Source organism: Paenibacillus terreus (assembly GCF_042138595.1).
In the GTDB taxonomy this organism is placed as follows: domain Bacteria; phylum Bacillota; class Bacilli; order Paenibacillales; family Paenibacillaceae; genus Paenibacillus; species Paenibacillus terreus.
On sequence record NZ_JBHIRX010000001.1, the window covers coordinates 730,028 to 755,718 of the forward strand.

Sequence of the window (25,691 nt, forward strand, 5' to 3'; positions counted from 1 at the left end):
TCTCCGGTTCAGCCGCTTGCACGTTATTGTTTAAGCCTGCAAATAGCACCTGCTAGAGGATTTACGATGAAAGCCCTGAGTTCTAGAGTGGAAGGTGTCTTGGCCATCACAGATGATGAAACAGGCATCGCCCCATTACTTGCTAGCAAACTCAAGGCTTATGGTATTCAGTCGGAAGTGGTTGGCAGCGTGCCAAAGCATGCGTCCGGGGTTGTATTCCTCGGAGGTTTGCGAAGTCTGACAACGGAGTCTGAGGCAGTAGCTGTTAATTATGAAGCTTTTGCCGCAGCAAAGTCAGTGGCTCAACAGCTTACGGATCATGGCGGACTATTCGTAACCGTGCAAAATACAGGCGGTTCCTTCGGCTTACGCGGTATGGATTTGCAACAAGTCTGGACAAGCGGGTTGACAGGCCTCGCGAAGACAGCTGCTTTGGAATGGCCGAAAGCTACGATTAAAGCCATTGACTTGGAAATGGCCGGTCTTACCAAGGAACAGGCAGCTGATGCGATTGCGTCTGAGTTAATTTGGGGTGGGCCGGAAGTCGAGGTGGGATTGCGGATGAATGAACCACGTGTGACCGTACAGTCCGAGCCTTCTCCGCTCTCCCAATCCATATCCAAGCGGGTTATTCATCAAAAGGGTGTAATCGTTGTCACGGGTGGAGCTCGTGGAGTTACAGCTGCCGCATTGCAGGCGCTTGCTGAAGCCGTACCTCTGCGATTTGTGTTACTGGGGCGCACAGCTTTGACAGAGGAGCCAGCAATCTTTAAACATGCCAATACAGAAGCCGAGCTTAGACAAATCCTGTTTGATTTCTATAAGGCGAACGGGCAGAAAATGACACCGAGAGAACTGTCAAAGCGTGTCCAGGAAATTATCGCCAATCGAGAAATCAAAGAGACCTTGCATACTCTAAAACAATTAGGTTCTCATGCAAGTTATTATGCAGTTGATATTCAGGATCAGCAAGCATTGGCACATACCCTATCGGAGGTGCGCCGGGAATGGGGGCAGATTACGGGCATTATTCACGGTGCGGGCGTTCTGGCTGATAAAAGGATTGCCGACAAAACATCCGAAAGTTTTGATCTGGTGTTTCGCACCAAGGTAGAGGGGCTGCGTAATTTATTGGCTGCAACCCAACAGGACCCGTTGGATATGCTTGTCTTATTTTCATCTATTGCTGCGAGAGCAGGGAATATCGGGCAATGTGATTATGCGATGGCAAACGAGATTTTGAATAAAGTCGCGGCAGCCCAGGCATTACAACGCGGAGCTGGCTGTCTGGTCAAATCTTTCAACTGGGGGGCCTGGGATGGGGGGATGGTTACCCCAAGCTTACGGACTCATTTTACAGAAAGGGGAGTCAACCTTATTCCGATTGAACAGGGGGCTCGTGCCTTTGTTGAGGAACTGTTATTCGGCGATCGGGAGCAAGTTGAAGTGGTTATTACCGGAGATCGAGTCGGCCAAGGCCTTATGGGAGGACAGACATGAACTTTCAGCGAACTGTTATGAATTATCACAATCAGCTTGTTCAAACGCATAGGGATTATCAAACACAGCAAGGGGAGCTTCATCAGCAGTTTTTACAGCAGAGGGAATTGGCTCTTGCAGAAATGACCGCTGCTTTGTCTAGAAAACCGCTGGTTTTGAGTCAAACAAGTGAGCCTTTACATCCATTTCGACCTGTGGGACCTTCATTTTCCCGTGCTGAACTTGAGGTGTTGGCGTCTGGCAAGGTTTCCGATGTATTCGGAAGCCGATTCGAATCACAGGACAAGTATGCTCATCAAGTGCGAATGCCCAAACCCCCGCTGTTATTCGCTGATCGGATTCTCGGAATAGAAGGTGAGCCGGGCTCACTTGGATTGGGCAAGGTCTGGTTTGAAATGGATGTTTCGGGGGATTCATGGTATTTACATGATGGTTGTATGCCAGCAGGACTCATGCTTGAATCGGTAGTAAACCTTAGTCCACTGCTCATGAGTTGGTTGGGTATCGATACACAAAGTAATGGCGAACGATTTACCCGGTTTTTAGGTTGTGAGTTCATGTTTCATGAATCTCTTGTTAAGCGTAATACTACACTAACTTCTGAACTTACTGTGGATGGACAAGCTCATCATGACGAAACATGGCTGACCTTTCACCACATTGACAGTTATGCCGACGGACAGAAACGATTGACAGTACGAGAAGCACTGGTAGGTTTTTTAACTGAAGCTAAATTGCTTGGAGCCAGTGGCGTGAAATGGGATGCTGAAACAGCAGAGTTTAATACAGATGCCAGACGGGATGCTCCTGTTGTGGCCTGCGAACATCGTTCATTCACTAAGGAACAAGTACATTTATTCTCCGAAGGGCGTACTGCCGAATGCTTTGGAACCGGATATGAAAAGGCTTATACGCACACCAGATCACCGCGTATTCAATCGGGAAAAATGCTCATGATTGATGAAGTGCAATGCTTCGATCCGCAAGGGGGACCATGGGGCTCAGGGTACTTAAAGGCCAAAAAAACAATTCACTCCAATGAATGGTTCTTCTTGTGTCACTTCCATAACGATCCTGTGATGCCGGGTATGCTGCAATTAGAAGGCTGCCTTCAAGCGATGGCATTCTATCTCGCTGGACTTGGGTTTACACTGGATAAGGATGGCTATCGCTTTGAACCTATTCCAGAGGTGATGTATAAGGTGGAATTTCGGGGACAAGCGCTTCCAACCGATAGGGAAGTTATCTATGAGGTATTTGTCCAAGAGGTTCATGGAGGGGATGAACCCAAGTTATATGCAGATTTATTGGTCACTGTGGACGGATTAAAAGTTTGTTATTGCCAAGGAATGGGATTGCGGCTCGTTGAAATGCAAAACGAAAGAAAGGGATGAGCGGTATGAAGCAGCAAGCTGCAGGAGTTTGGAATGCAGATGGTGTAATTGGCGGCTGGCAAAGCGGCGGTGAATCCCCGCACTTTGATGCAGAAGGCATAAAAAGCTCAATCTCCAGAATTCGTGAACCGATCCATATCGTCGGCGGCGGTCCAAGCGGATCGCGAGGGTTAGCCTTCGGAGGAAGCATACACCATAGTTCACATGTGGGTCAGCAAGGAATCTATCCGCTGATTGCCTCCCTACCGGCGATTTATCTGGAATGGCTGGGGGATCGTTCCTTTCTGCAAACCCATGGTCTGCGCTTCCCATATGTAGTCGGTGAAATGGCAAATGGGATTGCAACGACTGCCATGGTTATCGCTGCAGCAAAAGCAGGGATGCTCGGATTTTTTGGATCTGCCGGGTTATCAACCGCGCGGGTCTCACAAGCCATTGACGAATTGAAAGCTGAGCTGGAACCGCTTGGACTGCCATGGGGTGTGAATTTGATTCACAGCCCGAGCGAGACAGATCGGGAAGAAACGAATGTCGATCTGTATCTTAATCGGGGGGTTACTCGCATGTCAGCATCGGCATTTATGAGTCTGACACCGAGTATTGTTCGATATGCATGCAGCGGATTGCGTCTGGATGAAAATGGGCGTATTGTTCGACAGAATCATGTGTTCGCGAAAATTTCCCGTCCCGAAATTGCGAAGCTGTTCATGTCGCCGGCACCTGAGGATATGCTGCTGAATCTTGTCAGGAGTGGAAAACTCACAGCCGAGGAAGCACAGCTGGCCGGTCGTATTCCTCTGTCTGAAAACATCACGGTCGAATCCGATTCGGGCGGACATACCGATAACAGACCCCTGGGCTCATTATTCTCAACCATTGCAGCATTACGGGACGAATTAACGGCTCTTTATGGATACGATCGGCCCATACGGGTGGGTGCAGCGGGAGGGATTGGCACCCCTGCCGCCGCAGCGGCTGCTTTTGCTTTAGGCGCTGCTTATATTGTCACAGGCTCGATTAATCAAGCGTCGCTGGAATCGGGCTTGTCCGATGCGGGCAAGCAGATGCTGGCCAAGGCGGATCTGGCCGATGTCATCATGGCTCCATCGGCGGATATGTTTGAGATGGGAGTCAAGGTGCAGGTGCTTAAGCGAGGGACCATGTTCAGCGTGCGGGCGCATCGACTTTTCGAAGTCTATCGACAATTTGATTCTCTTGAATCTATACCTATGGAGCAACGGGCGAAGCTGGAGAAAGAAATTTTTCAAGACTCCCTGGAACAGATCTGGGATGAGACGGAACGCTTTTTTCAGATTAGGGATCCCCAGCAGTTAATCAGAGCGAAAAAAGATACCAAGCACCGGATGGCACTTGTATTTCGTTGGTATTTGGGAAATGCGAGCCGGTGGGCCATTCAGGGGACAGCCGAGCGCAGACTGGATTATCAAATCTGGTGCGGTCCGGCTATCGGGGCGTTTAATGTCTGGACAGCAGGTTCGTTTTTGGAACACCCGGCGAACCGCAGTGTCGTGCAAATCGGATTGAATATGATGGAGGGAGCTGCGGTCATTACGCGTGCCCATCAATTACGTACGTATGGCGTTGACGTAGTTCCAGAAGCATTTAAAATTTTCCCAAGGCCGATGTCAGTATGAATCCAGGATGCCAATGAACATAGGAGCTATTCGACTTTCTTCTCCGATATCCGATTCTGATTTTCAACAGGCCTATGCAAGAGCGAATCTATCCAGACAAAGAAAAATCGATGCCTATCTGCATCAGGAAGATAAAGAGCGTTCGCTTGTAGGGGATATGCTTATCCGTCTAATGCTCTTTCGCCATTTCGGATATGTTAGCTTGAAAGTACCTTTTACAGCAGATCGCTTTGGTAAACCATATGTGGAGGGTCAAAGCGGTATGCACTTTAATATCTCACACGCAGGTGATTGGATCGTCTGTGCTGTGGACTCGAGCCCGATTGGAATCGATGTAGAACTAATACGGGCCATAGATATGGCTATTGCCCATCATTATTTCTCGGATGTGGAGCAAGAAAGCTTAAAGGCTGTTCCCCCAGAGAATAGACTTTCCTATTTCTTTGATTTATGGACTCTGAAAGAGAGCTATATTAAGGCAATTGGCAAAGGATTAAACGAACCACTCCGTCTTTTTACGATGGATTTATCAGTTAATGAGATCAAACTTATCTCAACAAAAAAGAAAGATGCTGCATGGAACTTCCGTCAATATGAGATTGACCCGGCATACAAGCTATCCATATGCGCGACAAATGACAGCTTTCCCAATAAAGTTACAGAAGTGGTCTGGGAAGAATTGCTTGCTTTTTACATGGAGGAAAGGTGATGGAAAATTGAAAAAAGATGAGGTACGAAAGCAAATGACGACCCCGTTAGGGGCTCCTGCTTATCCTTCTGGCCCTTTTTATTTTCGTAATCGGGAGTACCTGAACATTCTGTATCGTACTGATATGGAAGCCCTTAGACGTGTAGTTCCCGAGCCACTTGAAATTGATGAGCCTCTAGTCAAATTTGAGGTCATGTACATGCCGGATGTTACTGGTTTGGGGGCCTATACAGAATCCGGTCAGGTGATACCGGTATCCTTCAATGGCGAGAAGGGCGAATATCTGCATGCTATGTATGTGGACAATCATCCTGCAATAGCAGTTGGACGAGAGGCGAGTGCATACCCGAAAAAACTTGGTGCTCCCAGATTGTATATTGACTCGGACACATTAGTCGGTACCCTGGATTACGGATCGTTACGTGTTGCCACAGCTACAATGGGTTATAAACATCAACCTATGGATTTAGAACACGCTCGCCAAGAGATTTGCCAGCCAACATTCATGCTCAAAATTGTGCCAAACGCTGATGGAAGTCAGAAGCTGTGTCAATTGATGCGTACTCAGATCAATGATCTGACCATTCATGGTGCCTGGACTGCCCCAGCCCGGCTGCAATTGTTTGCCCATGCTCTGGCACCGATGGCAGACCTGCCAGTGCTTGAAGTAATATCAGCTTCACATATAATTACTGATTTGACGCTATCAAAGCCGGACGTTATTTATGACTATTTGAAAGAACAGTAGGACAACTAAATTTTGTTGATCTATATAGTAATTTTTTAAAAAAAAACAATTCGGATTAGAAGGAAGTGCAGCGATGACATTCGAACCAATCGCGATCATAGGACAAGGCTGCGTGCTGCCCGGTGCGTTACATCCAGAGGAACTGTGGAACGGCGTATTGGCAGGTCGCAGCTTGTTGTCGGAGCCAGAAACGGACCGTTGGCGGGTGAGCCGCGAGCAGGTCGAAACCAATCGAGGGGGAGCGCGTTGGTCGCTGCGGGGCGGCTACGTGCATGGGTTCGAGCAGCGGTTCGATCCGGGCGAATACGCCGTCGACCGAGACGAATGGCTGCGAATGGACCGGATGGTGCATTGGATGCTGCATGCCGCGGGAGAAGCGATCCGCACTTCCGGAACCGGCGGCTTGGCCGAGCGTGAGCGAACGGGCTTGATCGTCGGCAACTTGTCACTGCCGACCGTTTCGCTGGCGCAATATGCCGAATCGGCATGGCTACGCCGCCAAGGGTTGTCCGCAAGCGAGGCCGCCCGCATCGTTGGCGCGCCACCGCAAGCGATCGACCGCTTCATGTCGGGTTATCCCGCGTTTGCGCTGGCCAAAGCGCTCAGGCTTGGCGGGGAAGCGTATTGCCTGGATGCGGCGTGCGCTTCGTCGCTCTATGCGATCAAGCTTGCTTGCGACAGCCTGCACGACGGCCGTGCCGATCTGATGTTAGCCGGCGGGGTGAACGGCGCCGAGCCGCTTTTTCTACATACCGGTTTCCGAGCGCTGCAGGCAGTCAGCAAGACGGGGCAAAGTCGGCCGTTCCACGCTCAAGCGGACGGGCTCGTTCCCGCTGAAGGCTGCGGCTTTGTCGCGCTGAAACGGTTGCCCGACGCCGTCCGCGACGGCAATCGCGTGCTCGGTGTCATCCGCGCCGTCGGATTGTCCAACGACGGCGGCCACAGCGGGCTGCTGGCGCCGTCGGCTGCTGGGCAGGCGGCGGCGATGCGCCAGGCGTATCGGCAGTCGGGCTTGTCGCCAAGCGACATTTCGCTGATCGAATGCCACGCGACAGGCACGCCGCTGGGCGACGCGACGGAAATCGGCAGCATGAGCGACGTATTCGCCGGCTTGCGCGAAGTGCCGATCGGCAGCATCAAAAGCAATATCGGGCACGCGCTCACCGCCGCCGGCATCGCCGGGCTGATCAAGGTGCTCGGCTCGCTGAACAGCGGTGTGCTGCCGCCTTCGTTATTCGGCGAAGAGGAGATCGAAGTGCTGCGTGAGTCGCCATTCCGTCTGCTGCGGGAGGCGGAGCCGTGGCGATGCGACGGGAGGCGCCGCGCGGCGATCAACAGCTTCGGTTTCGGCGGCAATAACGCGCATCTGATCGTCGAGCAATATGAGCCGGTACCGGAGCGAGCCGCCGTGGGGACAATGGTGCGTTTGTCGCCGATGGAACGGGCTGTTGCTCGTGAGGATGGCAGACGCGCCCCAGCCTGCGGCGACGGCAGGCTGGCGATTGTCGGTATCGGCGCGATCGTGGCGGACGGCGGCGGCACGGACGATTTTGCCGCCGCATTGTTTGGCCTGGACCAGCGGCCGTGGTCGACGAAAGCGGAAAAGGTGGAGTTGCCGCTGGCCGGCATCGCCGTCCCGCCCAACGATTTGAAGCGTGCGCTGCCGCAGCAGCTGCAAATGCTGAAAGCGGCCAAGGCGGCCGCGGCCGAAGCGGGTGAACTGCCGTCCGAGCGCACCGGCATTTATATCGGCATGCAAATCGATGCCGAAGTCGCCAGGCATTGCGCGCGGCTGCGGCTTGCCGAAGGGCAGCCGGTCCAATCGGCGACAGCGGGGGACGAAGTGCAGCTGGAAGCCGCCCGCGAGCGGATTTTCCCACAGCTCGACGCGCCGACGGTCGTCGGTTTGCTGCCGAACATACCGGCTAACCGGCTTAACAAGATGTTGAACATAAGCGGCCCGGGCTTCACTGTGTCCAGCGAGGAGCTGTCGGGCATAACCGCGCTGGCGATTGCCGCCCGCGCACTGCGCGCAGGCGAGCTTGACGCAGCGATTGTCGGCGCCGTCGATTTCAGCGGCGAGTACGTGCATGAGACGGCCGTCGCCGAATGTGGCGGCCCGGATGCGGCGACGGCCGGCGATGCGGCAGTGGCGATCGTCGTGAAACGGCTGGCCGATGCGGAGCGGGACCGTAACGTTATTTACGCGGTGTTGCCGGTGGATGTTGAGGGGATGCAACCGGGAGCGGAGCAACCGGGGCTGCTGCTGGGCGATGGGGAAGACAAAGCCGTCGGCAGCGTGATAAATCGTGGCGCGCTTGGCGATGCCGGCAACGCGCGCAAAAGCGGGAACGTAAGCGCCGTAAGGTTGGAGCGGCGCTTCGGCAAGGCGCATGCCGCACATGGCTTGCTGCATGTAGCGGCAGGCGCGCTTTCGCTGCGCTACGGCTTGTGTCCGGCGTTTGACGGAGGCGGGCCGCAGCCGTGGCCAGCTTCGTCGCCGCGCACGGCACGCGTGTCGATCGCCGCGCTCGGCGGTGTAAAAGCGCGCGTAGCGATGGCATCGCACGACGCTGAAGGCGCGGATACCGCCGGCGACGGCCGCGAGCAGCGCTTGCGGCTGGACGCGTTGCTTGCACGCATTGCAGAAGCGGGGCGCGATCGCGATGCTTCGCCTTCGATTGCCATTGCTGCGCACCGGCCGCCGGTCGAGCTGTCGGCCTTCGTGCAAGCATTGCCGCACGCGGCAGGCGTCGCCAGTGCTCCGCATGTTGCCGCCGCGCCTCGCACCGCTGCCCCGGCCGCCGCGTCGCCACATGCCGCTCCTCCGATGGCCGGCCCGATGCGTCGGCCAACCGGCCCGGCCTTTTCGCGTGCGCAATTGGAGCAGCTGGCGTCTGGCCCGATTTCGGCGGTGTTCGGCCCGGCGTTTGCCGACCAGATCGGCTATCGCCGCCAAGTCCGCATGCCGGAGCCGCCGATGCTGCTGGTCGACCGTGTCACCGGCATTGACGCCGTGCCGCATAGCATGGGCACCGGTACGCTCTGGACCGAGACGGACGTCGATCGGTCGCGAGACTACATGCACAAAGGCCGCATGCCGCTTGGCTACATGGTCGAAGCGGGCCAGGCTGATTTGCTGCTTATCTCGTGGCTCGGCATCGACCGCTATAACAAAGGCGACCGCGTGTACCGGCTGCTCGGCTGCGAGATCACGTTCCACGGCGCGCTGCCGCGGCATGGTGAGACGCTGACCTATCAAATCGTGGTCGACTCCCACGCGAAGTCCGGGGATATGCGGTTGTTTTTTTTCCATTACGATTGCTATGCGGGAACTGAGCGGCGGCTGACGATGCGCGGCGGTCAAGCCGGTTTTTTCACCGACGAAGAGCTGGCTAACTCCGGCGGCGTCTTGTGGGACCCGGCAAAAGCCGCGCCTCGGGCCGGTGCGCGGCTCGATCCGCCAGAAGCGGATTGTACGCACAGCCGGTTTACTCCGGAGCAAGTGAACAGCTTTGCCCAAGGCAGGCCGTACGATTGCTTCGGGCCTGGTTTCGAACGGGCGGCGTCGCATACGAGCAGTCCGTCGATCCAGCACGGCGAAAGGCTGTTTTTTCAGGAAGTAACGCGCTTTGATCCGCGCGGCGGTCCGCTCGGCAGAGGGTATTTGCGCGCCGAAGCGGCGCTGGATGGCACGGAATGGTTTTTTCCATGCCATTTCACCAACGATCCGGTTATGCCGGGAACGATGATGCTCGAAGGCTGTGTGCAGGCGATGTCGTTCTATATCGCGGCAATGGGCTTTACGCTGAATAAAGACGGCTGGCGATTCGAGCCGGTTCCGGACGTGTCTTATCGGATGGTGTGCCGCGGCCAAGCGACGCCGGCATCGCGCAAGCTTATTTATGAAGTGTACGTCCAGGAGGTAGCCGGCGGTATGACGCCGACGCTATTTGCCGACGTGCTGGTTACGGTCGACGGGCTCAAAGCGTTCCATTGCGCCGGGCTCGGCATCAGGCTCGTTCCGGATTATCCGCTTGAGACGGCCGACGTCCGCTTGGGGCGGTAACGGCGGGCGCGTAACCCATGACATCCGTGCGCTGCTCGCCTGCGCGCTCGGCAAGCTGACAGACGCGTTCGGGCCGTTCTACGCTTCGTACGATGCCAGTGGGTAGCGGACGGCCCGGCTGCCGGGCCGCCGTATCATTTTATGACGTGAATCACCGCGATCGAAGGTGAAGTCGGCGTCCCCCACATCGGCAGCGCCGTCGAAGCGGAATATGAAATCGAGGAAAAACCCCCCTGCGCCGAGGTCTTGATCAAGACGAAGTCGGAGATGCGACATTATTCTTCATCAGTGATCTATCAAGAGGTGTGACAGGGGAGATCTTGTACGTTGACTCAGGATTTCATATTATCGGTGGTTGACATAACTGCTGTTCTAAAAGGTGTGATAAAAGCAGCGGCTAAAAGAGCGGGTGTCGGTGGAAGATCTCACCAACACCCGCTTTTTTCCTGCACTTTGGCTATGAGCGATAACGGACCCAAACCGTCATTTCTCCCGGCGTCCGATTGCTCCAGGCATAATACGGAACGGCCGTGATCTGAGCTGGTACCCGTGCCGCAGGACTTGTGGCGTACAGCTCATCTGCATCGGCAGCAGAGCTGTCGGACCGGGTAGCGGCGCCGTTGATGACAACTACGCCTCCAAGCAGCTTCTCATCGAATACCGCTTCCAGTTTAGCGTCCGCCGCCAGCTCAATATCCTGCAGGTTGGCGCCGTTATCCGCTTCTTCGAGGCAGAAGACGACCGGTCCCCGCTGCAGAGCGGCTTTGCCCGCATTTTCCCGCAGCGCTGGATGGGCAAATATCAGCTCAACCGGCATGCTCAAATCCAGCGTGATGCGGTCTCCCGGCTGCCAGGTTCTGCGCAGAGAAGCATATCCGCTGTTTGTCACAGCATCCGTTACTTCCACGCCGTTGACGGCGATTTTGGCTTCCTTGCACCAGCCCGGTATGCGCAGTGAAACGCCGAATTCGGTTACCTGTTCCATGTCCAGCTCAAGCTCAACCGATCCGTCCCATGGATAGTTGGTCGTCTGAATGAGCCGCACCGGCTGACCGGCAAGCTCCACTTCGGCCTTGCTGCCGATATACAGGTGCACGTACAGCTCCTTGCGTTCCTCATTTTGCGAGTAGATGTACTGGCCGAGCGAAGCGATCAGACGCGCGATGTTCGGCGGGCAGCAGGCGCAGCCAAACCACGGCTGGCGGGTGACCTTGACCGTCGACATATCGTGGCGGTGGTTGGCGGTATCCGGCCACACCTCCAGCGGGTTGACGTAGAAATAGCTTTTGCCGTCAAGGGAAATGCCGCTCAGCACGCCATTGTACAGCGCCCGTTCCATAACGTCTGCATATTCCCGGTCCGCCTCGATCTGCAGCATTCGGTGTGCCCAGAACATGAGGCCGATGGCCGCGCAGGTTTCCGCATAGGCGCGGTCGTTGGGCAGGTCATAAGGCACGGTGAATCTTTCTTCATATTCGGAAGAGCCGATGCCGCCGGTGACGTACATTTTGCGGCGTGTTGTATCCTTCCACAGCTGTTTGCACGCATCAAGCAGCTGCTGATCCCCGTTCTCCACAGCCAGATCGGCCATGGCACTATAGAGATAGACTGCACGTACCGAGTGGCCTTCCGCCGTATGCTGCTCACGCACCGGGGCATGGGCCTGGAAGTAATCATAACTGCGCTTCCGGGAAGAGTTCTCCTGCCGTTTCTCCGCTTCCTGATCAAAGAAATATGGCTGCTGTCCGCGCTGGTCGACGAAGAAGCTGCTCAGCTCCAGATATTTGGCCTCTCCGGTGGCCTCATACATTTTTACCAAAGCCAGCTCAATTTCCGGATGCCCGTCGTACCCCTGGATTTGATCAGGTCCCGGACCGAAGACGGTGGCAATATAGTCGGCATATCTGGACATGATGTCGAGGAACTTTCTTTTGCCTGTTGCCTGGTAATACGATACGGCCGCTTCCATCAGATGGCCGGCACAGTATAGCTCGTGATTGTCACGCAGGTTGGTCCAGCGTTCTCCCGGTTTTTTGACCGTATAATACGTATTCAGGTAGCCGTCCGGCTGCTGGGCTCTTTCCAGCAGGTCAATGACCTCATCGGCCGTTTTTTCCAGCTCGGGGTCCCGTTCCCTGGACAAAATGAAGCCCACGGTTTCCAGCCATTTGCCGAGGTCGCTGTCCTGGAACACCATGCCGTAATATTCGCCTTTAGCCTCACCGGCGGCGAGACGGAAGTTCTCGATGGTATGGCTGGGCTCGGCGCCAGGGATATTGTCGTTCAAAGCGTCCCATTGATAAGGAACAACCGTCTCGGTAACATTTTGCTCGCGCGAGCTCCAGAAAGGATCCTGAATCGTCACCTGCTGCAGAGTTAGCGGATTCATCTTTTTCTGTACCTGATTATTCATCGTGCTCATGGACATGCTCCCTTCGGAAATGGATTTTTTTACTCACCCTTCAAACCGGACAGCGTAATGCCTTTGATGAAAAAGTCCTGGGCCAGCAGGAACACCACAATGAGCGGAATGATCGTAATGACGGTGCCAGCCATCAGCACAGGCCAATCCGTCGAATACATGCCCTGCATGGAGGCGAGGCCAAGCGGCAGTGTCATCATTTCCTGCGAATTGATGTACACGAGCGGAGAGAGGAAATCATTCCACATCCCCATGAAGACAAACACGCCGAGCGTGGCCATGGCCGGTTTGGAAAGGGGTATGAAAATACGCCAGTACACCCCGAAAGGCGTGCATCCGTCGATCTTGGCCGCATCCTCCAGGGAGGCGGGAATGGTGAGGAAAAACTGGCGCAGCAGGAACGTGCCAAAAGCGGATACAAGGGCGGGCAGAATAAGTGCCCAATGCGTATCCACCAGGTTGTAAGAACGCATGATGATAAAGTTCGGAATCAACGTCACCTGGGCGGGAATCATCATTGTAGCCAGGTACAGTCCAAACAGCAGCTCCCGGTATTTGAACTTCAGCCTTGCAAACACAAACCCCGCCATGGAGCTGGTGATCAACTGGGCCGCCACAGCAATGACAGTGACTTTAATACTGTTCAGCAAATAGGTCATGAATGGAAAACGGTCTGATATGCGCAAATAATTTTCCCATTGAATGGACTCCCCGAAGAGCGTGGGCGGAAATACAAACACTTCGCTGATATTTTTCAGGGATGTACTGACAGACCAGAGAAAGGGCAGAATCATCGTGACGGCACCTGCAAGCAGCACGGCGTGTGCGGCAATTTTCAGCCCCAGATTCGTTTTCACGGCTCACCCTCCTCAATAAATGCTCCATTTTTTTTGACGCCAGAACTGGAACAGGGTAATCAGCAGCACCAGGAAAAACAGAATATAGGCCATGGCGCTTGCATATCCCATATTGAAATACTTGAATGCCGTCTCATAGAGATAATGCACGATGACCGAGGTGGAGCGCGCCGGACCGCCCTGGGTCATGAGGAACACGGTGTCGAACACCTGAAACGAGCTGATCACGGACATGACGGTTACGAAAAATGTCGTCGGTGACAGCAGCGGAACAGTTATATAGCGGAACTTGTGGTACCAGCGGGCACCGTCCATTTCCGCGGCCTCGTAATAGCTCTCGGAGATCGATTGCAGGCCGGCCAGGAACAGCAGCATGTTAAAGCCGATGTTTTTCCACACACTTGTGATGATGACTGCTGGCATGGCCCACACCGTGCTGGTCAGCCAATCCGGCCCCTTGATGCCGAAAAAGCCGAGGAAGTAGTTCAAAATGCCGTATTCGGGATTGTAAATCCACTGCCACACGACCGCGACGGCCACCATGGAGGAAATGACCGGCAGAAAGTAGGCGGCACGGTAAAACTTCTTGAACTTGATGTTCTGATCCAGGGCCACAGCCAGAAACAAGGCCAGTACAATGCCCAATGGAACGGAAACGGCCGAGAAATAAAGGGTGTTCCAGAATACCTTGATGAAGGTCTCATCATGTATCAATCCGGCGTAATTATCCATACCGACCCATTGAATGGGGCTCAGCATATCCCAGGATGTGAAGCTCAGCAGAAAGGATGCAATCACGGGCAAAAACGTAAACGCAAGAAATCCGAGCAGGTTGGGCAGCAGCAGAAGAAACGCCCAGGTGCCATCTTTATAAAACAACCGCTTAAGCCTGCTTGTTCGGCCCGGCGCGCGCGGTTCCACGGATGCCATGCCAGGGTCGGCCAAACCTTGATTCGGAGTCATACAGGGTCACCTCCGCAACGGGGCCCGGCTTGCCGTACCGGGTGCGCCCGTCAGAATATGTGCTGGTGTGCCAGGAGATCATTGGGCAAGCTCAACGTTGGCTCTTGTCTCGATATTGGCGAGCGTGTCATCCACCGACTGGCCGGAATACCAGAGTTTATCCGTCTCTTCGGTAATAATATCGTTCACTTTATTTTGCCGGATCAGGGAGAAAGGATAAGCCTCCGCATCTTTAAAGAAAGAGACCAGCTCTTTGAAGCCTTCGGGATGAACCTTGTCGTTATACCATTTGGCAATGCCTTCTTCGGTGTACAGATCCGTGCGGTTCGGCATCCATAATCCTTCCTTCACCAGCCCGATCTGATATTCCTCGGAGGATAAAAATTTGATCAGCTCCCATGCTTCCTGCGGATGCTTCGTATTGGCTGCGGCCGAGTGCAGATGCGCCTGTCCCTGGGTGATTGCGCGCTCAAATTTGGGCAAGGCCGCCACGCCTACAGGGAAGCCCATGCTCGCCAGCTCCTGCAGCGCCCATGAACCGTCGACCATCATCGCCACCTTGCCTGTCTGCAGCATCTGGGCGGGCTTCATGCCGATGCTCTCCAGTGTCTTTGCGGTGGGGGCGGCGCCGTCGACAAGCCGCAGATCGAGCACGGACTGCAATACCTTTTTCGTTTCCGGCGTATTGATGGCCATCTTTGTGCCGTCCTCATTAAATATCGTTCCGTTGTTGGATAAAATTTCGGCGGTTGTATTGGCGAAGGCTTCCAGACCAAACGCCCCGTACTGCGTAACCTTGTCACCATCTTTAATGGTCAGCTGCCTTGCGGTATCGCGGAACTGCTCCCAGGTCCATGCCTTGGCCGGATCGCTTGGCGGATAGGCAATGCCCGCCTTGTCAAAAAGCTGCTTGTTATAGTAGAGTACAGGGGAAACCGTACAGCTGCTTACACCGAATATTTTTCCGTCAACCTGCATAATGCTTGCTGAGGAAGGAATAAATTGATCCAGCGAAAGATCCGCCTGGAAGCGGTCCGTTAGATCCAGCAATACCCCCCGTTTCTGAAAAGCTCTGTACTCCGCCGAACCGAGGAAAAAGACGTCCGGTGCCGAGTTGCCGGCAAGCATTGTCAGCAGCTTCTGCACATACTGCGCCTGCGGCACGGGCTGATACTCAACTTTGATGTTGGGATGCTCCTTCATGAAGACTTCAAGACCTTGCTTGACGCTTTGCGTTTCGAGGGGACTGGCTTCCCAGCCCATAAACTTGAGGGTAACGACATCGTTCGCCTGATTGCCGTTTGCCGCGCCGCCGCCCGGAGCCGTACCTCCGGAGCATCCGGAGGCAAGCAGAGCGCACACCAGAGCAATGATTAGCAGTTGCAGCTTTCTCACAGAATGACCCTCCTTCAATAAACAAAGATCGTATGGTACGGAAAGGAAAAAGTATTTTTGTTAATTGCAAGCGCTTGCAAAAAAATCATAACATGATTGAATTTTGATGTAAGTAGCGGTTATGACAGAAAAGGTGGATTTTACTGACTAAAGGTGAGTGTTCAAAAAGTCAGGTTTTCAGCACCGAGAAGGTTGAATGAAGATAGGGACTGAGGAGCGGAGCGTACTTGGAGTACGTGAGCACCGGAGGGCCCGGCTGAATTCAAGATTCGATGTCGAGTCTGCTTCCTGACTTCCTTCGTGATCAAAAGATGACTTTTTGAACTACCTCTAATGGAATGACGGATGCGGATCAAAGGCTTGAGGGAGCTGAGAGTATGAAGTTTCTAAAGACAGACATCAGTAATCCGGTCGAATTCATATCATGCGGACATTTTATTTCCAGTGTGCCCTGGACCCACAGCAAACGGAGTATCGATTCTTATGAAGTGCTGATCGGGGTGCACAAAACGCTGTATATTACGCAAAATGAGGTTGAGTATGAGCTGCAGCCGGGACAGGTGCTGCTTCTGCAGCCCGGACTTATCCATTATGGACATAAACCGTGCGAGGAGGGCGTTTCTTTTTACTGGTTTCACTTTATCCCGTCAGCACAGGCAGAGTGGCTGGATGAGCAGGAGATGGCCCGTGTATGGCAGGTTTTGAACGAGCCGGATGCGGATCGTAAGTGTAAGGATATTTATCTCCCCTTGATGTGCACGCCCCTGGCGGTGGAGCGGATTAACATTCTGTTTCAGCAGCTCCAGCATGTCGTGCATTCCAATTATTATTCCCTGCAAAGCGCCCACTATTTGACGACTTCTCTACTGATTGAACTGACAGAGCAGACAATTACGGACGTGTACCGCAGCTCCCAGCAAAATAAAGGGGACCGCAATATTGCGGAAATTATAGAATGGGTGCGCATTCATGCGGCGCAGGACATTTCGGCAGCCGACGTGGCTCGCAGGTTCAATTACAACCGTGACTATCTGTCGCGTTTTTTCAAGAAAAAGACCGGGTATAACCTGCAGGAATACATTCATCTGCTGAAAATTGCCAAAGCCAAGGACATCCTGTCCCGCAGCTCTGCCAGTGTCAAGCTGGTGTCCGCTACGGTGGGGATTGAGGATGAAAAATATTTTATGCGTCTGTTCAAAAAATACGTGCAGATGACACCTACGGATTACCGGAAGGCCTATTATAAAATTCACCTGAACAACCACTGAAAGAGGTAGTTCAAAAAGTCAGCTTTTGATCACGAAGTAAATCAGGAAGCTGACTCGACATCGAATCTTGAATTCAGCCATTGAATTCTCACTGAAAGGTGGCGGGATTCGGAGATTTGGTGGATAATACTGACAAACGGGAAGAGGTGAAAAGATGAAAGAGCAGCTGGAAAAGGCCATGCAGCTCAGAAGCGAGGGACAGCTTGAGGCGTCAAACCAGATATTAGTGGAACTGGTGAGGCTGTACCCGCAGGATGCCTTGGTGAATTATCAGTGCGCCTGGAGCTTTGATGTACTGGGACGGGAAAGGGAAGCCATACCTTTTTATGAAAAGGCTGTGTCGCTGGGACTGGCGGGCGAGGATCTGGAGGGAGCGCTGCTGGGCATGGGCAGCACGTACCGCACATTGGGGGAATATGAAAGCTCACAGCGCACGTTCCGCAAAGGAATGGAGCTGTTTCCGGACAACCGGGCCATGAAGGTTTTTTATGCAATGACTTTATATAACCTGCAGCAGCATCCGCAAGCGATGGAAATTCTGCTGCAATGCATAGCGGAAAGCTCCAGTGACAGCGAAATACAGAAATATAAAAGGGCCATTCTTTTTTATTCAGACCAGCTTGATAAGATTTGGGAGTAAAATAAGGCATCTATGCTTAAGTGAGGTGCACTGCTGATGAAAATTGGAGAGGCAAGACGTGCCGCTGTGGACTGGGTCGTCAGGCATGCCCGCTCTGCGGAAGGTTATATGGGGGCTTATTACAGCGGATCTACAGTGGGGCTTTCTGATGAGCTGGAGCTGCCGGCTTTTTCCGATGTTGACATCGTGGTGGTTACCGCTTTGACCGAGCCTCCGCTAAAACCCGGCAAGCTGGTGCACTGCGGTGTGCTTCTTGAAGTCACTTATCTTTCAATGCAGCAGATTGCTGTGGCGGAAGAGGTGCTGTCTTCCTATCACCTGGCAGGCAGCTTTCGCTTGGATACGATTATTGACGATCCAAGCGGGAGGCTGCGCGCGCTGCAATCCCGGGTTGCTCTTGGATTCAACGATATGTATTGGGTACGCAAGCGCTGCGAGAATGTCATGAAGAAAATTGAAGGTGGTCTGGGATCTATCGACATAAGTGCTCCATTGCACGATCTGGCAACCTCCTGGCTGTTTCCGACCGGAGTAACCACCCATGTGATTCTGGTCGCGGCACTGCGTAATCCGACCGTGCGTCTCCGTTATTCTGCTGCCCGAAATGTGCTCGTCCAGTATAGTCTGGAGCAGCATTATCCGCGCTTTCTCGATCAGCTCGGTTGTACTGGCATGTCCCCTCAGCAAGTTGAAGCTCACCTCATTGAGCTGGAAAAAACATTTGATGCGGCTGCTGGTGTCGCCAAAACTCCGTTTTTCTTCAGCTCCGATATCACTGCCTCTGCCCGCCCGGTCGTCATTGACGGCAGCCGTGAGCTGATCCGCACCGGATACCACCGTGAAGCGGTCTTCTGGATGGCCGCCACCTTTGCGCGCTGTCATAAAATTATGGCGGCGGACGCGCCTTCCGGCCTGCAGCAAGCACTTGCTCCGTCGTTTGAGGCCATGCTGTCTGATCTTGGAATAACTGCAAGAGAGGATTTTAGCCGCAGGGCGGAGGAGACGATTCATTTTTTGCCCCATTTATGGGAAGTGGCGGAAACCATCTTGGCTGCGAATCCGGATATTAAAAAATAATCATATAGGAGCATTGGCACGGTTATGCCGGCAGCTTGTGGGCATCATTCGCTTACCGTTTGTCAAACAGGATATCCGCGGTGAGCTGGATGTGCGCCCTAAAGATCTCGACGGCACGATCGCTGTCGCGGTTAAGCACGGCATCCATTAATGCCTTATGTTCGGCGCGTCCATCGCGAGCTTGCTGCTGTGGGGTTGAATAATGTCGATAAAAATCGCTCAAGTCCCAAAGGCGTCTGCAGATATCCAGGAGAACCGGATTTGGACATGCAGCGATCAGTTCGTAATGAAATTGACGGTGGATTTCTGACCACTCTTCGCGAACGGCAAGCCTGTCATTCACTTCCTCGTACTCGGGCGTTTGCGATAACTTGTGGTGAACGGCGATGACATTGGATTCCCATGTGAGATCACCATGGGCGATGGACAGGCGCAATGCAGCGGATTCATTGATCAACCGTGCCTCTATGATGTTATTGAGTTCTTCTTCCGACACCGTCCTCACTGAAAAACCGTGATTCGGGTTTTGCCGGACGAGGTCCTGGCTCGCAAGCCTGGTCAGTGCTTCGCGAACGACGGCAACCGAGACACCGAAGCTTTTGGCCAGTTCCGAAATGGGCAGCGGAGAGCCTGGTTCATATTGTCCGGCCAGAATATCTGACCTCAGTTTCTTCGTGGCATTTTCACTTAATGTGGACGAGCCATTTCTTTTGGCCATGCAGCCAACACCATCCTTCACGAAATCGGGATTATACACGTTCCAATAGTTTACACTAAATTTATAAAAAAACAAAGGATAAGTTCGACAATCAGTTAATTAAACGATTTATATTTACATAATCGATTTTGAGTAATATAATCGAATTAAATTCATGAAAGGGAGGTCATTCAGAATGAGTAACAATCCGTTTGCCAAATTGCCGGAAGTCGGGGGGACCATCATGAAACCGATCAATGAGCAAACGATTCTTGTTACAGGAGCGACGGACGGCATTGGCAAACAGACCGCGATCGATCTGGCGGCGCGAGGGGCGACCGTGATTGTGCACGGGAGAAGTGACGAGCGGGGAAAGGCTGCGGTGGAGCAGATCGTTCGGTTAACGGCCAACGAAAAAGTTCGTTTCCATAAGGCGGACTTTTCATCGCTTGCTGAAGTGCGGAGGCTAGCAGCGGAGGTGCAGAACAAGTATGACAGTCTCGATGTGCTGATCAACAACGCGGGTACCGCTGGGCCGGGGCAGCGTGCCTTAAGCCGTGACGGGCATGAGCTTGTGCTTGCTGTCAATTATTTGACCCCGTTTCTGCTGACAGGTTTGCTGCTGCCGATGCTGGAAGCAAATTCGGCACGTATCGTGAACGTCGCGTCCGCCGGACAGACACGGATCGATTTGTCCAACCTTATGCTGGAAAGAGGCTATTCGCCATTAGGAGCCTATCAGCAAAGCAAGCTGGCAATCGTTGCGTTCACGTTCGAGTTGGCCAAAACTTTCCGAAGCACTGGCATCACCTGCAATTGCTTGCATCCCGGCACTTTCCTTGATACGAAAATGGTCCGCGAAAGCGGAGTTACTCCGCTGGGCAGCGTCCGTTCCGGCGCAGATGCGGTTGTCCAGCTGGCTGTTTCAGCTGAACTGGAAGGGGTGACGGGGAGATACTACGATCGAAAAAAGGAATCACGTGCCGACAAACAGGCATATGACGACGAATTTCGGCGCAGGCTGTGGGAGCTCAGTGCACGCTTAACGGGGTTGGAATAACAACGTAACAAACACAGGCCACCGACTGATCGGTGGCCTGTTACGCTATGAGCATGAAAGGACATTAAGTTCGGGTACATTTTACCTCACTCCTCATGGATTAAGAAAGCGCTCCATCAATGCACGAGCAAGCTCGAAGAAGTTTGGATATATTCTGCATATCGCTTTGCCTCATGAACGAAATAGGCATCGGTGCCATGAGTAGTGTTATAGGTAACAAAAGCGGGAAGATAGGTGCCATTACATCTGGTAATAGTACTTTGAATCGGTCTGAAAAGTTCGCTGATCGTGAACCAATTGTCCCCGCCTGCTTGGTAGCTTTGTTCCGTTCCCCCTGTCGTGGTTGCAAGCATAAATTCTTTGCCTTTCAAATGATCTCCTTCCGGTCCAAACGCCCATCCATGCGTCAATACATCGTCGAACCATTTTTTCAATAACGGGGGGCAGCTATACCAATAAAAAGGGAATTGAAAAACAATGCGGTCGTACGACAAGAGCAATTGCTGTTCTTTTTCCACGTAAATATTCCAGTCTGGATATATGTTATAGAGGTCTCTTACATCGATGTTTGCATGATTATGAATCTCTTGCATAAAAGCCCGATTGACACGGGATACCTTCAAGTCCGGATGTGCGACGATTACCATGGTTTTCATTTTTTTCCCTCCTGTTTTCTAAACCAGCTTATTTGCACCTCCAATTATTAAAGCGAAACATATTTTTGAAAAGTACGCATTTTTTTCATACTAAGTCTCGAAAACAGTACGATTGATGCGGTCGGGGATAAAGGTAGTACGTTGAACCGTACTATGTATGAAAATAAGGAGTACTATTTTAAATCAGGATGCTTTGGTAAAGTAGAGGTATGCACTTATAGAAAATCAGGGGGTGAGAATATGGATGCCGCTATCGATCCGTTGTATAAAAAAGACGGGATATTGACCACCTTGCAGGTTATAGGGGGCAAATGGAAGCCGCTCATCTTGTTTATTTTGCTGCACGAAGGAACCAGACGGTTCGGTGAGTTAAAACGTCTGCTTCCCAATGTGACGCAAGGCATGCTTACCAATCAGCTGCGGGAGCTGGAGCGGGATGGACTGATCGTTCGCAAGGTGTATCAAACCATCCCTCCGAAGGTCGAATACTCGCTATCCGAACATGGGAAAACGCTGAGTTCTGTTTTGACCGATATGTGTGGATGGGGATTTAAACATATTGATTTTATGAACAGCAGCGGCACCCCCGACAATGTACGGGAAGTTGAAGAGCGAATCTAACGAAAATAATGAAACGGGGGACAAATGATGGCAAGTGTTAGCGAAGGTCAACGCAGCATATTTTCATGCCGCCAGGTAACAGCACAAGATTTCGATGTGATCAGCACCTTTCCACGCAGCGAACAGGAACTGTTCTTCATCTCCCCTAAGCTGCGGTACCCACTTACGGCTAGTCAGCTGGAGGAAATAGCCAAAGAGAGAAGGTGCCCGACCGTACTGGTTTGTGATGGGCACGTCCACGGGTATGCCAACTTTTATAATGCAGAAGAAGATAAATGCTGGCTGGGCAACTTTATTATTTCTCCTGAATACCGGGGGAAAGGTGCAGCGGAATTTTTGATCAGGCATATGATGGGGCTGGCCCGAGTGGAATTGAAGGTTCAGGAGCTGCATCTCATCTGTCATAACATAAATACCAGAGCGCTATTGTTTTATACTCGACTGGGTTTCAAGCCTTATGAGATTGGTACCCGTGCGGAACACCAAGGCACGACCGTCGCTGGCATACATATGAAAATAACCGTTTAATCGGGAGGAAACGTCATGAAACCCATTCGAAATGCGGCCAAAGCCATTATTATTGAAAAAGACAAGCTGCTGCTGATCAAGAACCGGAATGAGGAAGACGGGATTTATTACTCTTTTCCCGGCGGGGGACAGGAGTACGGTGAGCAGTTGAGCGACACGATCAAAAGAGAATGTCTGGAGGAAATAGGAGAAGAAATCGAAGTAGGCCAGCTGATGTATGTACGGGAATATATCGGGGAGCATCATGCGTCAGAGGTTTGGCATATGGATATGCATCAGGTGGAATTTTATTTTCGCTGCACGTTGGTTGCGGGGTCTGAGGCAGTCCTTAATGCCTTCAGTCCGGACTCCGAGCAGATTGGGGTGGAGTGGGTCGGATTCGATGAACTGGACGCCATCCCGATTTACCCGAAAACAGTTGTAAACATCATTAAAAGTGGTCGTGAGCAATTCGGTTATCTGGGCGATGTTATATAATTAACAGGGCAGGGAGTAAGCGGGTGCCGCCTGTATTGAATATCCGTCACAATTTATTGTTTACCCATTTATGCTGTAGGGAAAGCATTATACTCAAAGTTGGACTTAATCTATGATCGAAAGGACGGAGTGTGTTGAGAACTTATTTTATGACAACGGCAAGACTGGGGTTTTCCGTTTGGGAGGAAGAGGATCTTCCGTTAGCCCTGGAGCTCTGGGGAGATCCTGAAGTAACCAGGTACATAAGCGCCAATGGTTACTTTAGTGAAGAAGAAATAAGCAGTAGACTACAGAACGAGATTCGGAATGAAGAGTTATTTCGCGTTCAATACTGGCCTATCTTTAACATGGAAACAGCCGAGCATGTAGGATGCTGCGGCTTGCGTCCCTATGATTTGGATAAGAAGGTCTATGAGCTCGGTTTTCATCTCAGGAGAGAGCACTGGGGATGCGGGTTTGGAAAAGAAGCGGCTGTCGCCGTCATCAACTATGCATTTGATCGTTTGCAGGCAAGCAAGCTGTTTGCAGGTCATAACCCGCATAATGCCGTATCGGGTCAGCTACTGACTAAGCTGGGTTTTCGCTATACGCATGATGAGTATTATGCACCAACCGGACTGAATCATCCTTCTTACGAATTTCTGAGAGAACCATGTTAAGATGCTTGTTACCCGAAAGGGTACGATTCCTGGATCATTTTTAAAGCAAAATTATGTAAAAGGCTGCCAGCATGGCAGCCGCATTTGTTTATAGAGGGATTTCTAATTTCAAGTAATACACAGCTAATGGTTGATATCACATTTGTTCATGATGAACGAAATTTGATTTTCGAGCCGGTTCATGGTTTCACGTGTCTCCTTGTCGTCAGTTCCTTGTGAACGGAGTGAAGCGAGCTGCCGCTTCAATTGCTGCAGATCCTCACCGGCGTTGGCACAGTCATAGTTGCTTTCCAGATTATCGAGCATGCAAAATCCTCCATTGTTCCAGTGTCCCTGTTATTATGCTCAAAAGGTAATGTATATACACAAGTCATGAATCTTAACCTGGTAAGAGTTATAGTTGAATAGGTCAATTCCAAAGCCTTACAATAAGAAAAACGTCCATCGACGTACATTCACAGAAGCCAGACCGCGTTTAGCAGTAGTTTTTCTTGCGATTTCAGGAAGCTTATACCAAGAAGTTTATACTTTCTGAAATCTTCAGGTAGAAGGGGATCATACCAATCCCCATTCCGGGATTATCTGGGAGGATTTTATAATGAAGACCGTATATGATTTTGAAGTAAAATTGCCAAATGGGGAAAAAAGATCGTTAAAAGATTACGAAGGCAAAGTTTTAATCATTGTGAATACGGCAAGTAAATGCGGTTTTACACCACAATTCAAAGAATTGCAGGAGCTGTATGCAAAATATCAAGCTAAAGGGCTGGAGATTCTCGGCTTCCCATGCGATCAATTCAATAATCAGGAATTCAGCAATATAGAGGAAACCACTCAATTTTGCCAGCTGAATTATGGAGTGAAATTCCCTGTTTTTGCGAAAATCGATGTGAATGGAGAGCAGGCAGATCCACTTTTTACATTTTTAAGGGAACAGAAAAAAGGAATTCTCTCCAGCAGAATCAAATGGAATTTCACGAAATTTCTTGTCGATCGGCATGGGCAAGTAGTAAAGCGATATGCTCCGACTACCACTCCGGGAAAAATAGAAGAGGATTTCATAGCCTTAATCTAGTAGTGGATTGATCCCGAAACAACGTGCACATTGGTGGCGGCAGATCAGACCGTTATGAAGCTAACGGATCTGGATGACCTTATTTGCCTGGAAAGCCGCCGTTTTCATTTTTAACGGACGGGAGAGCCGCTATTTGCTCAGAAAAAGCCGGATACGTGTACATCAATACCCAATAAGGTTTGTGGTGTCCGTTACAACACTGAAAGCTGTTGATTTCGCAAAATAACGGCGCTGTGGTCCGTTAGGAATTGTCTTGCAGTACGCTTGGCTTGATCCCCTGCCGAATTCTCTTTAGGATATACATATCCGCTATTACTTTGCTTATTTTGGACGGGAGGATTTCAGGTTTGACACCATTTACAGCCCGGGTCATTGAAGTGATCCAACAGATTCCGGAAGGAAAAGTGATGACATACGGACAAATCGCCAGAGAAGCGGGGAGCAGCCGTGCCGCGAGACAGGTTGTCCGGATTCTTCATTCCATGAGCCGGAAATATCAATTGCCATGGCATCGTGTGGTCAATGCCAAGGGCGAAATAGCGGTCCTGGATGACGAATCGGCTGAACTGCAATGCCTGTTTCTGCAGTCTGAAGGAGTTGAACTGCTGGGCAACCGCAGAATTGATCTGAAAACATTTCAGCATCACCCTAATGCCGATTAAAATGCCATTAGGGTGATGCTGAATTTTCTTGCGATGATTCCCAATCCTCAATTCCTTCAACGGCGTTAGAAAAAAAGCATAGGAATATTATGGGCATCACTTGAGTTTGGTGTTATTGCTGCGTCAGACACGCCGTTTGTTTCTTCGATGGCGGTACTGTGACCATTGAAAATGAATGAAGCAGCCGACACAGAAACCAAGGATCGCCACAAAAGCTGCGATGCAGACCATGGCGGAAAAAATGTAAGCAAATGCATGCCACTGCAGCACATAGCCGATCAATGCAAGCAGCAGAAAGCTTACGGCAAGCGTCTGGTTGAAATTTTGCTGGCCCTTATCCTCCTGCAGATACTCGGAAGGCTTTTTTCTCAGGAAAAGCTTGGCCAGGCGCATGACGGGATTAAAGCCGATCAGCAGACCAAGCAGACCCGCGGCGAGGGGAATAGCCAGGAACCAGTAAAAGCCGGTAAGCCATGTGAAAATGACCGACAGAACGATCACCCACTGATTGGTTCTGACGAGCGGCCTGGGAATGGACTGGGCAGCGTTGTCCATTATA

At 51.9% G+C, this 25,691-nt stretch carries 24 protein-coding genes and 1 pseudogene; 17 read left to right on the top strand and 8 right to left on the bottom strand.

The features are described 5' to 3' along the window. Positions 1-66: 66 nt before the first annotated feature. The 7 genes and pseudogenes from ACE5KN_RS03330 to ACE5KN_RS03360 form a co-directional block, all read left to right on the top strand. Positions 67-1,500 carry an SDR family oxidoreductase gene (locus ACE5KN_RS03330; RefSeq protein ID WP_375525169.1) on the top strand — a complete coding sequence of 478 codons (1,434 nt, stop codon included), beginning with the start codon at positions 67-69 and terminating at the stop codon, positions 1,498-1,500. Then, on the top strand, positions 1,497-2,894 hold the full coding sequence (locus ACE5KN_RS03335; protein ID WP_375525170.1) for a hotdog family protein: 1,398 nt from the start codon (positions 1,497-1,499) through the stop codon (positions 2,892-2,894). Before ACE5KN_RS03330 ends, ACE5KN_RS03335 begins: the two co-directional genes overlap by 4 nt. A gap of 5 nt (positions 2,895-2,899) precedes the next feature. Further along, positions 2,900-4,549 carry a PfaD family polyunsaturated fatty acid/polyketide biosynthesis protein gene (locus tag ACE5KN_RS03340; RefSeq protein ID WP_375525171.1) on the top strand — a complete coding sequence of 550 codons (1,650 nt, stop codon included), beginning with the start codon at positions 2,900-2,902 and terminating at the stop codon, positions 4,547-4,549. Between the two features lie 7 nt (positions 4,550-4,556). Next, positions 4,557-5,258, top strand: a complete 702-nt coding sequence (locus tag ACE5KN_RS03345) for a 4'-phosphopantetheinyl transferase family protein (RefSeq protein WP_375533033.1) — start codon at positions 4,557-4,559, stop codon at positions 5,256-5,258. Positions 5,259-5,265: 7 nt separating this feature from the next. After that, on the top strand, positions 5,266-6,006 hold the full coding sequence (locus ACE5KN_RS03350) for an acetoacetate decarboxylase (RefSeq protein ID WP_375525173.1): 741 nt from the start codon (positions 5,266-5,268) through the stop codon (positions 6,004-6,006). Positions 6,007-6,079: 73 nt separating this feature from the next. After that, the gene (locus ACE5KN_RS03355; protein WP_375525174.1) at positions 6,080-10,075 is read left to right on the top strand and encodes a hotdog fold thioesterase; all 3,996 of its coding nucleotides are present in this window, start codon (positions 6,080-6,082) and stop codon (positions 10,073-10,075) included. Between the two features lie 224 nt (positions 10,076-10,299). Then, a pseudogene (locus ACE5KN_RS03360) lies at positions 10,300-10,434 on the top strand (SDR family oxidoreductase); the annotation flags it as partial. Positions 10,435-10,532: 98 nt separating this feature from the next. Here the strand turns inward: ACE5KN_RS03360 and ACE5KN_RS03365 are convergent. The 4 genes from ACE5KN_RS03365 to ACE5KN_RS03380 form a co-directional block, all read right to left on the bottom strand. Next, the gene (locus ACE5KN_RS03365) at positions 10,533-12,497 is read right to left on the bottom strand and encodes a glycoside hydrolase family 127 protein (protein ID WP_375525175.1); all 1,965 of its coding nucleotides are present in this window, start codon (positions 12,495-12,497) and stop codon (positions 10,533-10,535) included. A gap of 29 nt (positions 12,498-12,526) precedes the next feature. Continuing rightward, complete coding sequence (locus ACE5KN_RS03370) at positions 12,527-13,354, bottom strand: carbohydrate ABC transporter permease (protein ID WP_375525176.1); 828 nt, start codon at positions 13,352-13,354, stop codon at positions 12,527-12,529. A gap of 12 nt (positions 13,355-13,366) precedes the next feature. After that, the gene (locus ACE5KN_RS03375; RefSeq protein ID WP_375525281.1) at positions 13,367-14,284 is read right to left on the bottom strand and encodes a carbohydrate ABC transporter permease; all 918 of its coding nucleotides are present in this window, start codon (positions 14,282-14,284) and stop codon (positions 13,367-13,369) included. A 111-nt stretch (positions 14,285-14,395) separates the two neighbouring features. Beyond that, positions 14,396-15,712, bottom strand: coding sequence for an ABC transporter substrate-binding protein (locus ACE5KN_RS03380; RefSeq protein WP_375525177.1), 1,317 nt, complete (start codon positions 15,710-15,712; stop codon positions 14,396-14,398). 377 nt (positions 15,713-16,089) lie between these two features. Between ACE5KN_RS03380 and ACE5KN_RS03385 the strand changes: the two genes are divergently transcribed. The 3 genes from ACE5KN_RS03385 (at position 16,090) to ACE5KN_RS03395 (ending at position 18,697) form a co-directional block, all read left to right on the top strand. Next, positions 16,090-16,980, top strand: a complete 891-nt coding sequence (locus ACE5KN_RS03385) for an AraC family transcriptional regulator (RefSeq protein ID WP_375525178.1) — start codon at positions 16,090-16,092, stop codon at positions 16,978-16,980. Between the two features lie 154 nt (positions 16,981-17,134). Continuing rightward, complete coding sequence (locus ACE5KN_RS03390; RefSeq protein WP_375525179.1) at positions 17,135-17,620, top strand: tetratricopeptide repeat protein; 486 nt, start codon at positions 17,135-17,137, stop codon at positions 17,618-17,620. A 36-nt stretch (positions 17,621-17,656) separates the two neighbouring features. Continuing rightward, positions 17,657-18,697: a hypothetical protein gene (locus tag ACE5KN_RS03395; protein ID WP_375525180.1), complete on the top strand. Its 1,041-nt coding sequence runs from the start codon at positions 17,657-17,659 to the stop codon at positions 18,695-18,697. Positions 18,698-18,749: 52 nt separating this feature from the next. Here ACE5KN_RS03395 and ACE5KN_RS03400 read toward each other — a convergent pair whose 3' ends face one another. Next, positions 18,750-19,415, bottom strand: coding sequence for a GntR family transcriptional regulator (locus ACE5KN_RS03400; protein WP_375525181.1), 666 nt, complete (start codon positions 19,413-19,415; stop codon positions 18,750-18,752). Between the two features lie 175 nt (positions 19,416-19,590). Here ACE5KN_RS03400 and ACE5KN_RS03405 point away from each other — a divergent pair, with 175 nt between their 5' ends. Next, a complete protein-coding gene (locus tag ACE5KN_RS03405) occupies positions 19,591-20,454 on the top strand; it encodes an SDR family NAD(P)-dependent oxidoreductase (RefSeq protein ID WP_375525182.1) in 864 nt (287 codons plus the stop codon). Positions 20,455-20,570: 116 nt separating this feature from the next. Here ACE5KN_RS03405 and ACE5KN_RS03410 read toward each other — a convergent pair whose 3' ends face one another. After that, the gene (locus tag ACE5KN_RS03410; RefSeq protein ID WP_375525183.1) at positions 20,571-21,110 is read right to left on the bottom strand and encodes an NAD(P)H-dependent oxidoreductase; all 540 of its coding nucleotides are present in this window, start codon (positions 21,108-21,110) and stop codon (positions 20,571-20,573) included. A 240-nt stretch (positions 21,111-21,350) separates the two neighbouring features. Here ACE5KN_RS03410 and ACE5KN_RS03415 point away from each other — a divergent pair, with 240 nt between their 5' ends. The 4 genes from ACE5KN_RS03415 to ACE5KN_RS03430 all read left to right on the top strand — a co-directional run bounded on the left by ACE5KN_RS03415 (position 21,351) and on the right by ACE5KN_RS03430 (position 23,395). Further along, positions 21,351-21,731: a winged helix-turn-helix transcriptional regulator gene (locus tag ACE5KN_RS03415; protein WP_375525184.1), complete on the top strand. Its 381-nt coding sequence runs from the start codon at positions 21,351-21,353 to the stop codon at positions 21,729-21,731. 27 nt (positions 21,732-21,758) lie between these two features. Beyond that, positions 21,759-22,259, top strand: coding sequence for a GNAT family N-acetyltransferase (locus ACE5KN_RS03420; protein WP_375525185.1), 501 nt, complete (start codon positions 21,759-21,761; stop codon positions 22,257-22,259). 15 nt (positions 22,260-22,274) lie between these two features. Beyond that, entirely contained in the window at positions 22,275-22,736 is a 462-nt protein-coding gene (locus tag ACE5KN_RS03425; RefSeq protein ID WP_375525186.1) for an NUDIX domain-containing protein, read from the top strand. Positions 22,737-22,870: 134 nt separating this feature from the next. Further along, positions 22,871-23,395 carry a GNAT family N-acetyltransferase gene (locus ACE5KN_RS03430; protein WP_375525187.1) on the top strand — a complete coding sequence of 175 codons (525 nt, stop codon included), beginning with the start codon at positions 22,871-22,873 and terminating at the stop codon, positions 23,393-23,395. A 123-nt stretch (positions 23,396-23,518) separates the two neighbouring features. Here the strand turns inward: ACE5KN_RS03430 and ACE5KN_RS03435 are convergent, their stop codons facing one another. Beyond that, positions 23,519-23,701 carry a DUF2524 domain-containing protein gene (locus tag ACE5KN_RS03435; protein WP_375525188.1) on the bottom strand — a complete coding sequence of 61 codons (183 nt, stop codon included), beginning with the start codon at positions 23,699-23,701 and terminating at the stop codon, positions 23,519-23,521. 292 nt (positions 23,702-23,993) lie between these two features. On the opposite strand from ACE5KN_RS03435, the gene ACE5KN_RS03440 reads away from it, so the two are divergent. Continuing rightward, positions 23,994-24,470: a glutathione peroxidase gene (locus tag ACE5KN_RS03440; RefSeq protein ID WP_375525189.1), complete on the top strand. Its 477-nt coding sequence runs from the start codon at positions 23,994-23,996 to the stop codon at positions 24,468-24,470. A 347-nt stretch (positions 24,471-24,817) separates the two neighbouring features. After that, the gene (locus ACE5KN_RS03445) at positions 24,818-25,132 is read left to right on the top strand and encodes an MGMT family protein (protein WP_375525190.1); all 315 of its coding nucleotides are present in this window, start codon (positions 24,818-24,820) and stop codon (positions 25,130-25,132) included. 123 nt (positions 25,133-25,255) lie between these two features. On the opposite strand, the gene ACE5KN_RS03450 is transcribed toward ACE5KN_RS03445, so the two are convergent. After that, a complete protein-coding gene (locus ACE5KN_RS03450; RefSeq protein WP_375525191.1) occupies positions 25,256-25,687 on the bottom strand; it encodes a DUF4395 domain-containing protein in 432 nt (143 codons plus the stop codon). Between the last annotated feature and the right edge of the window lie 4 nt (positions 25,688-25,691).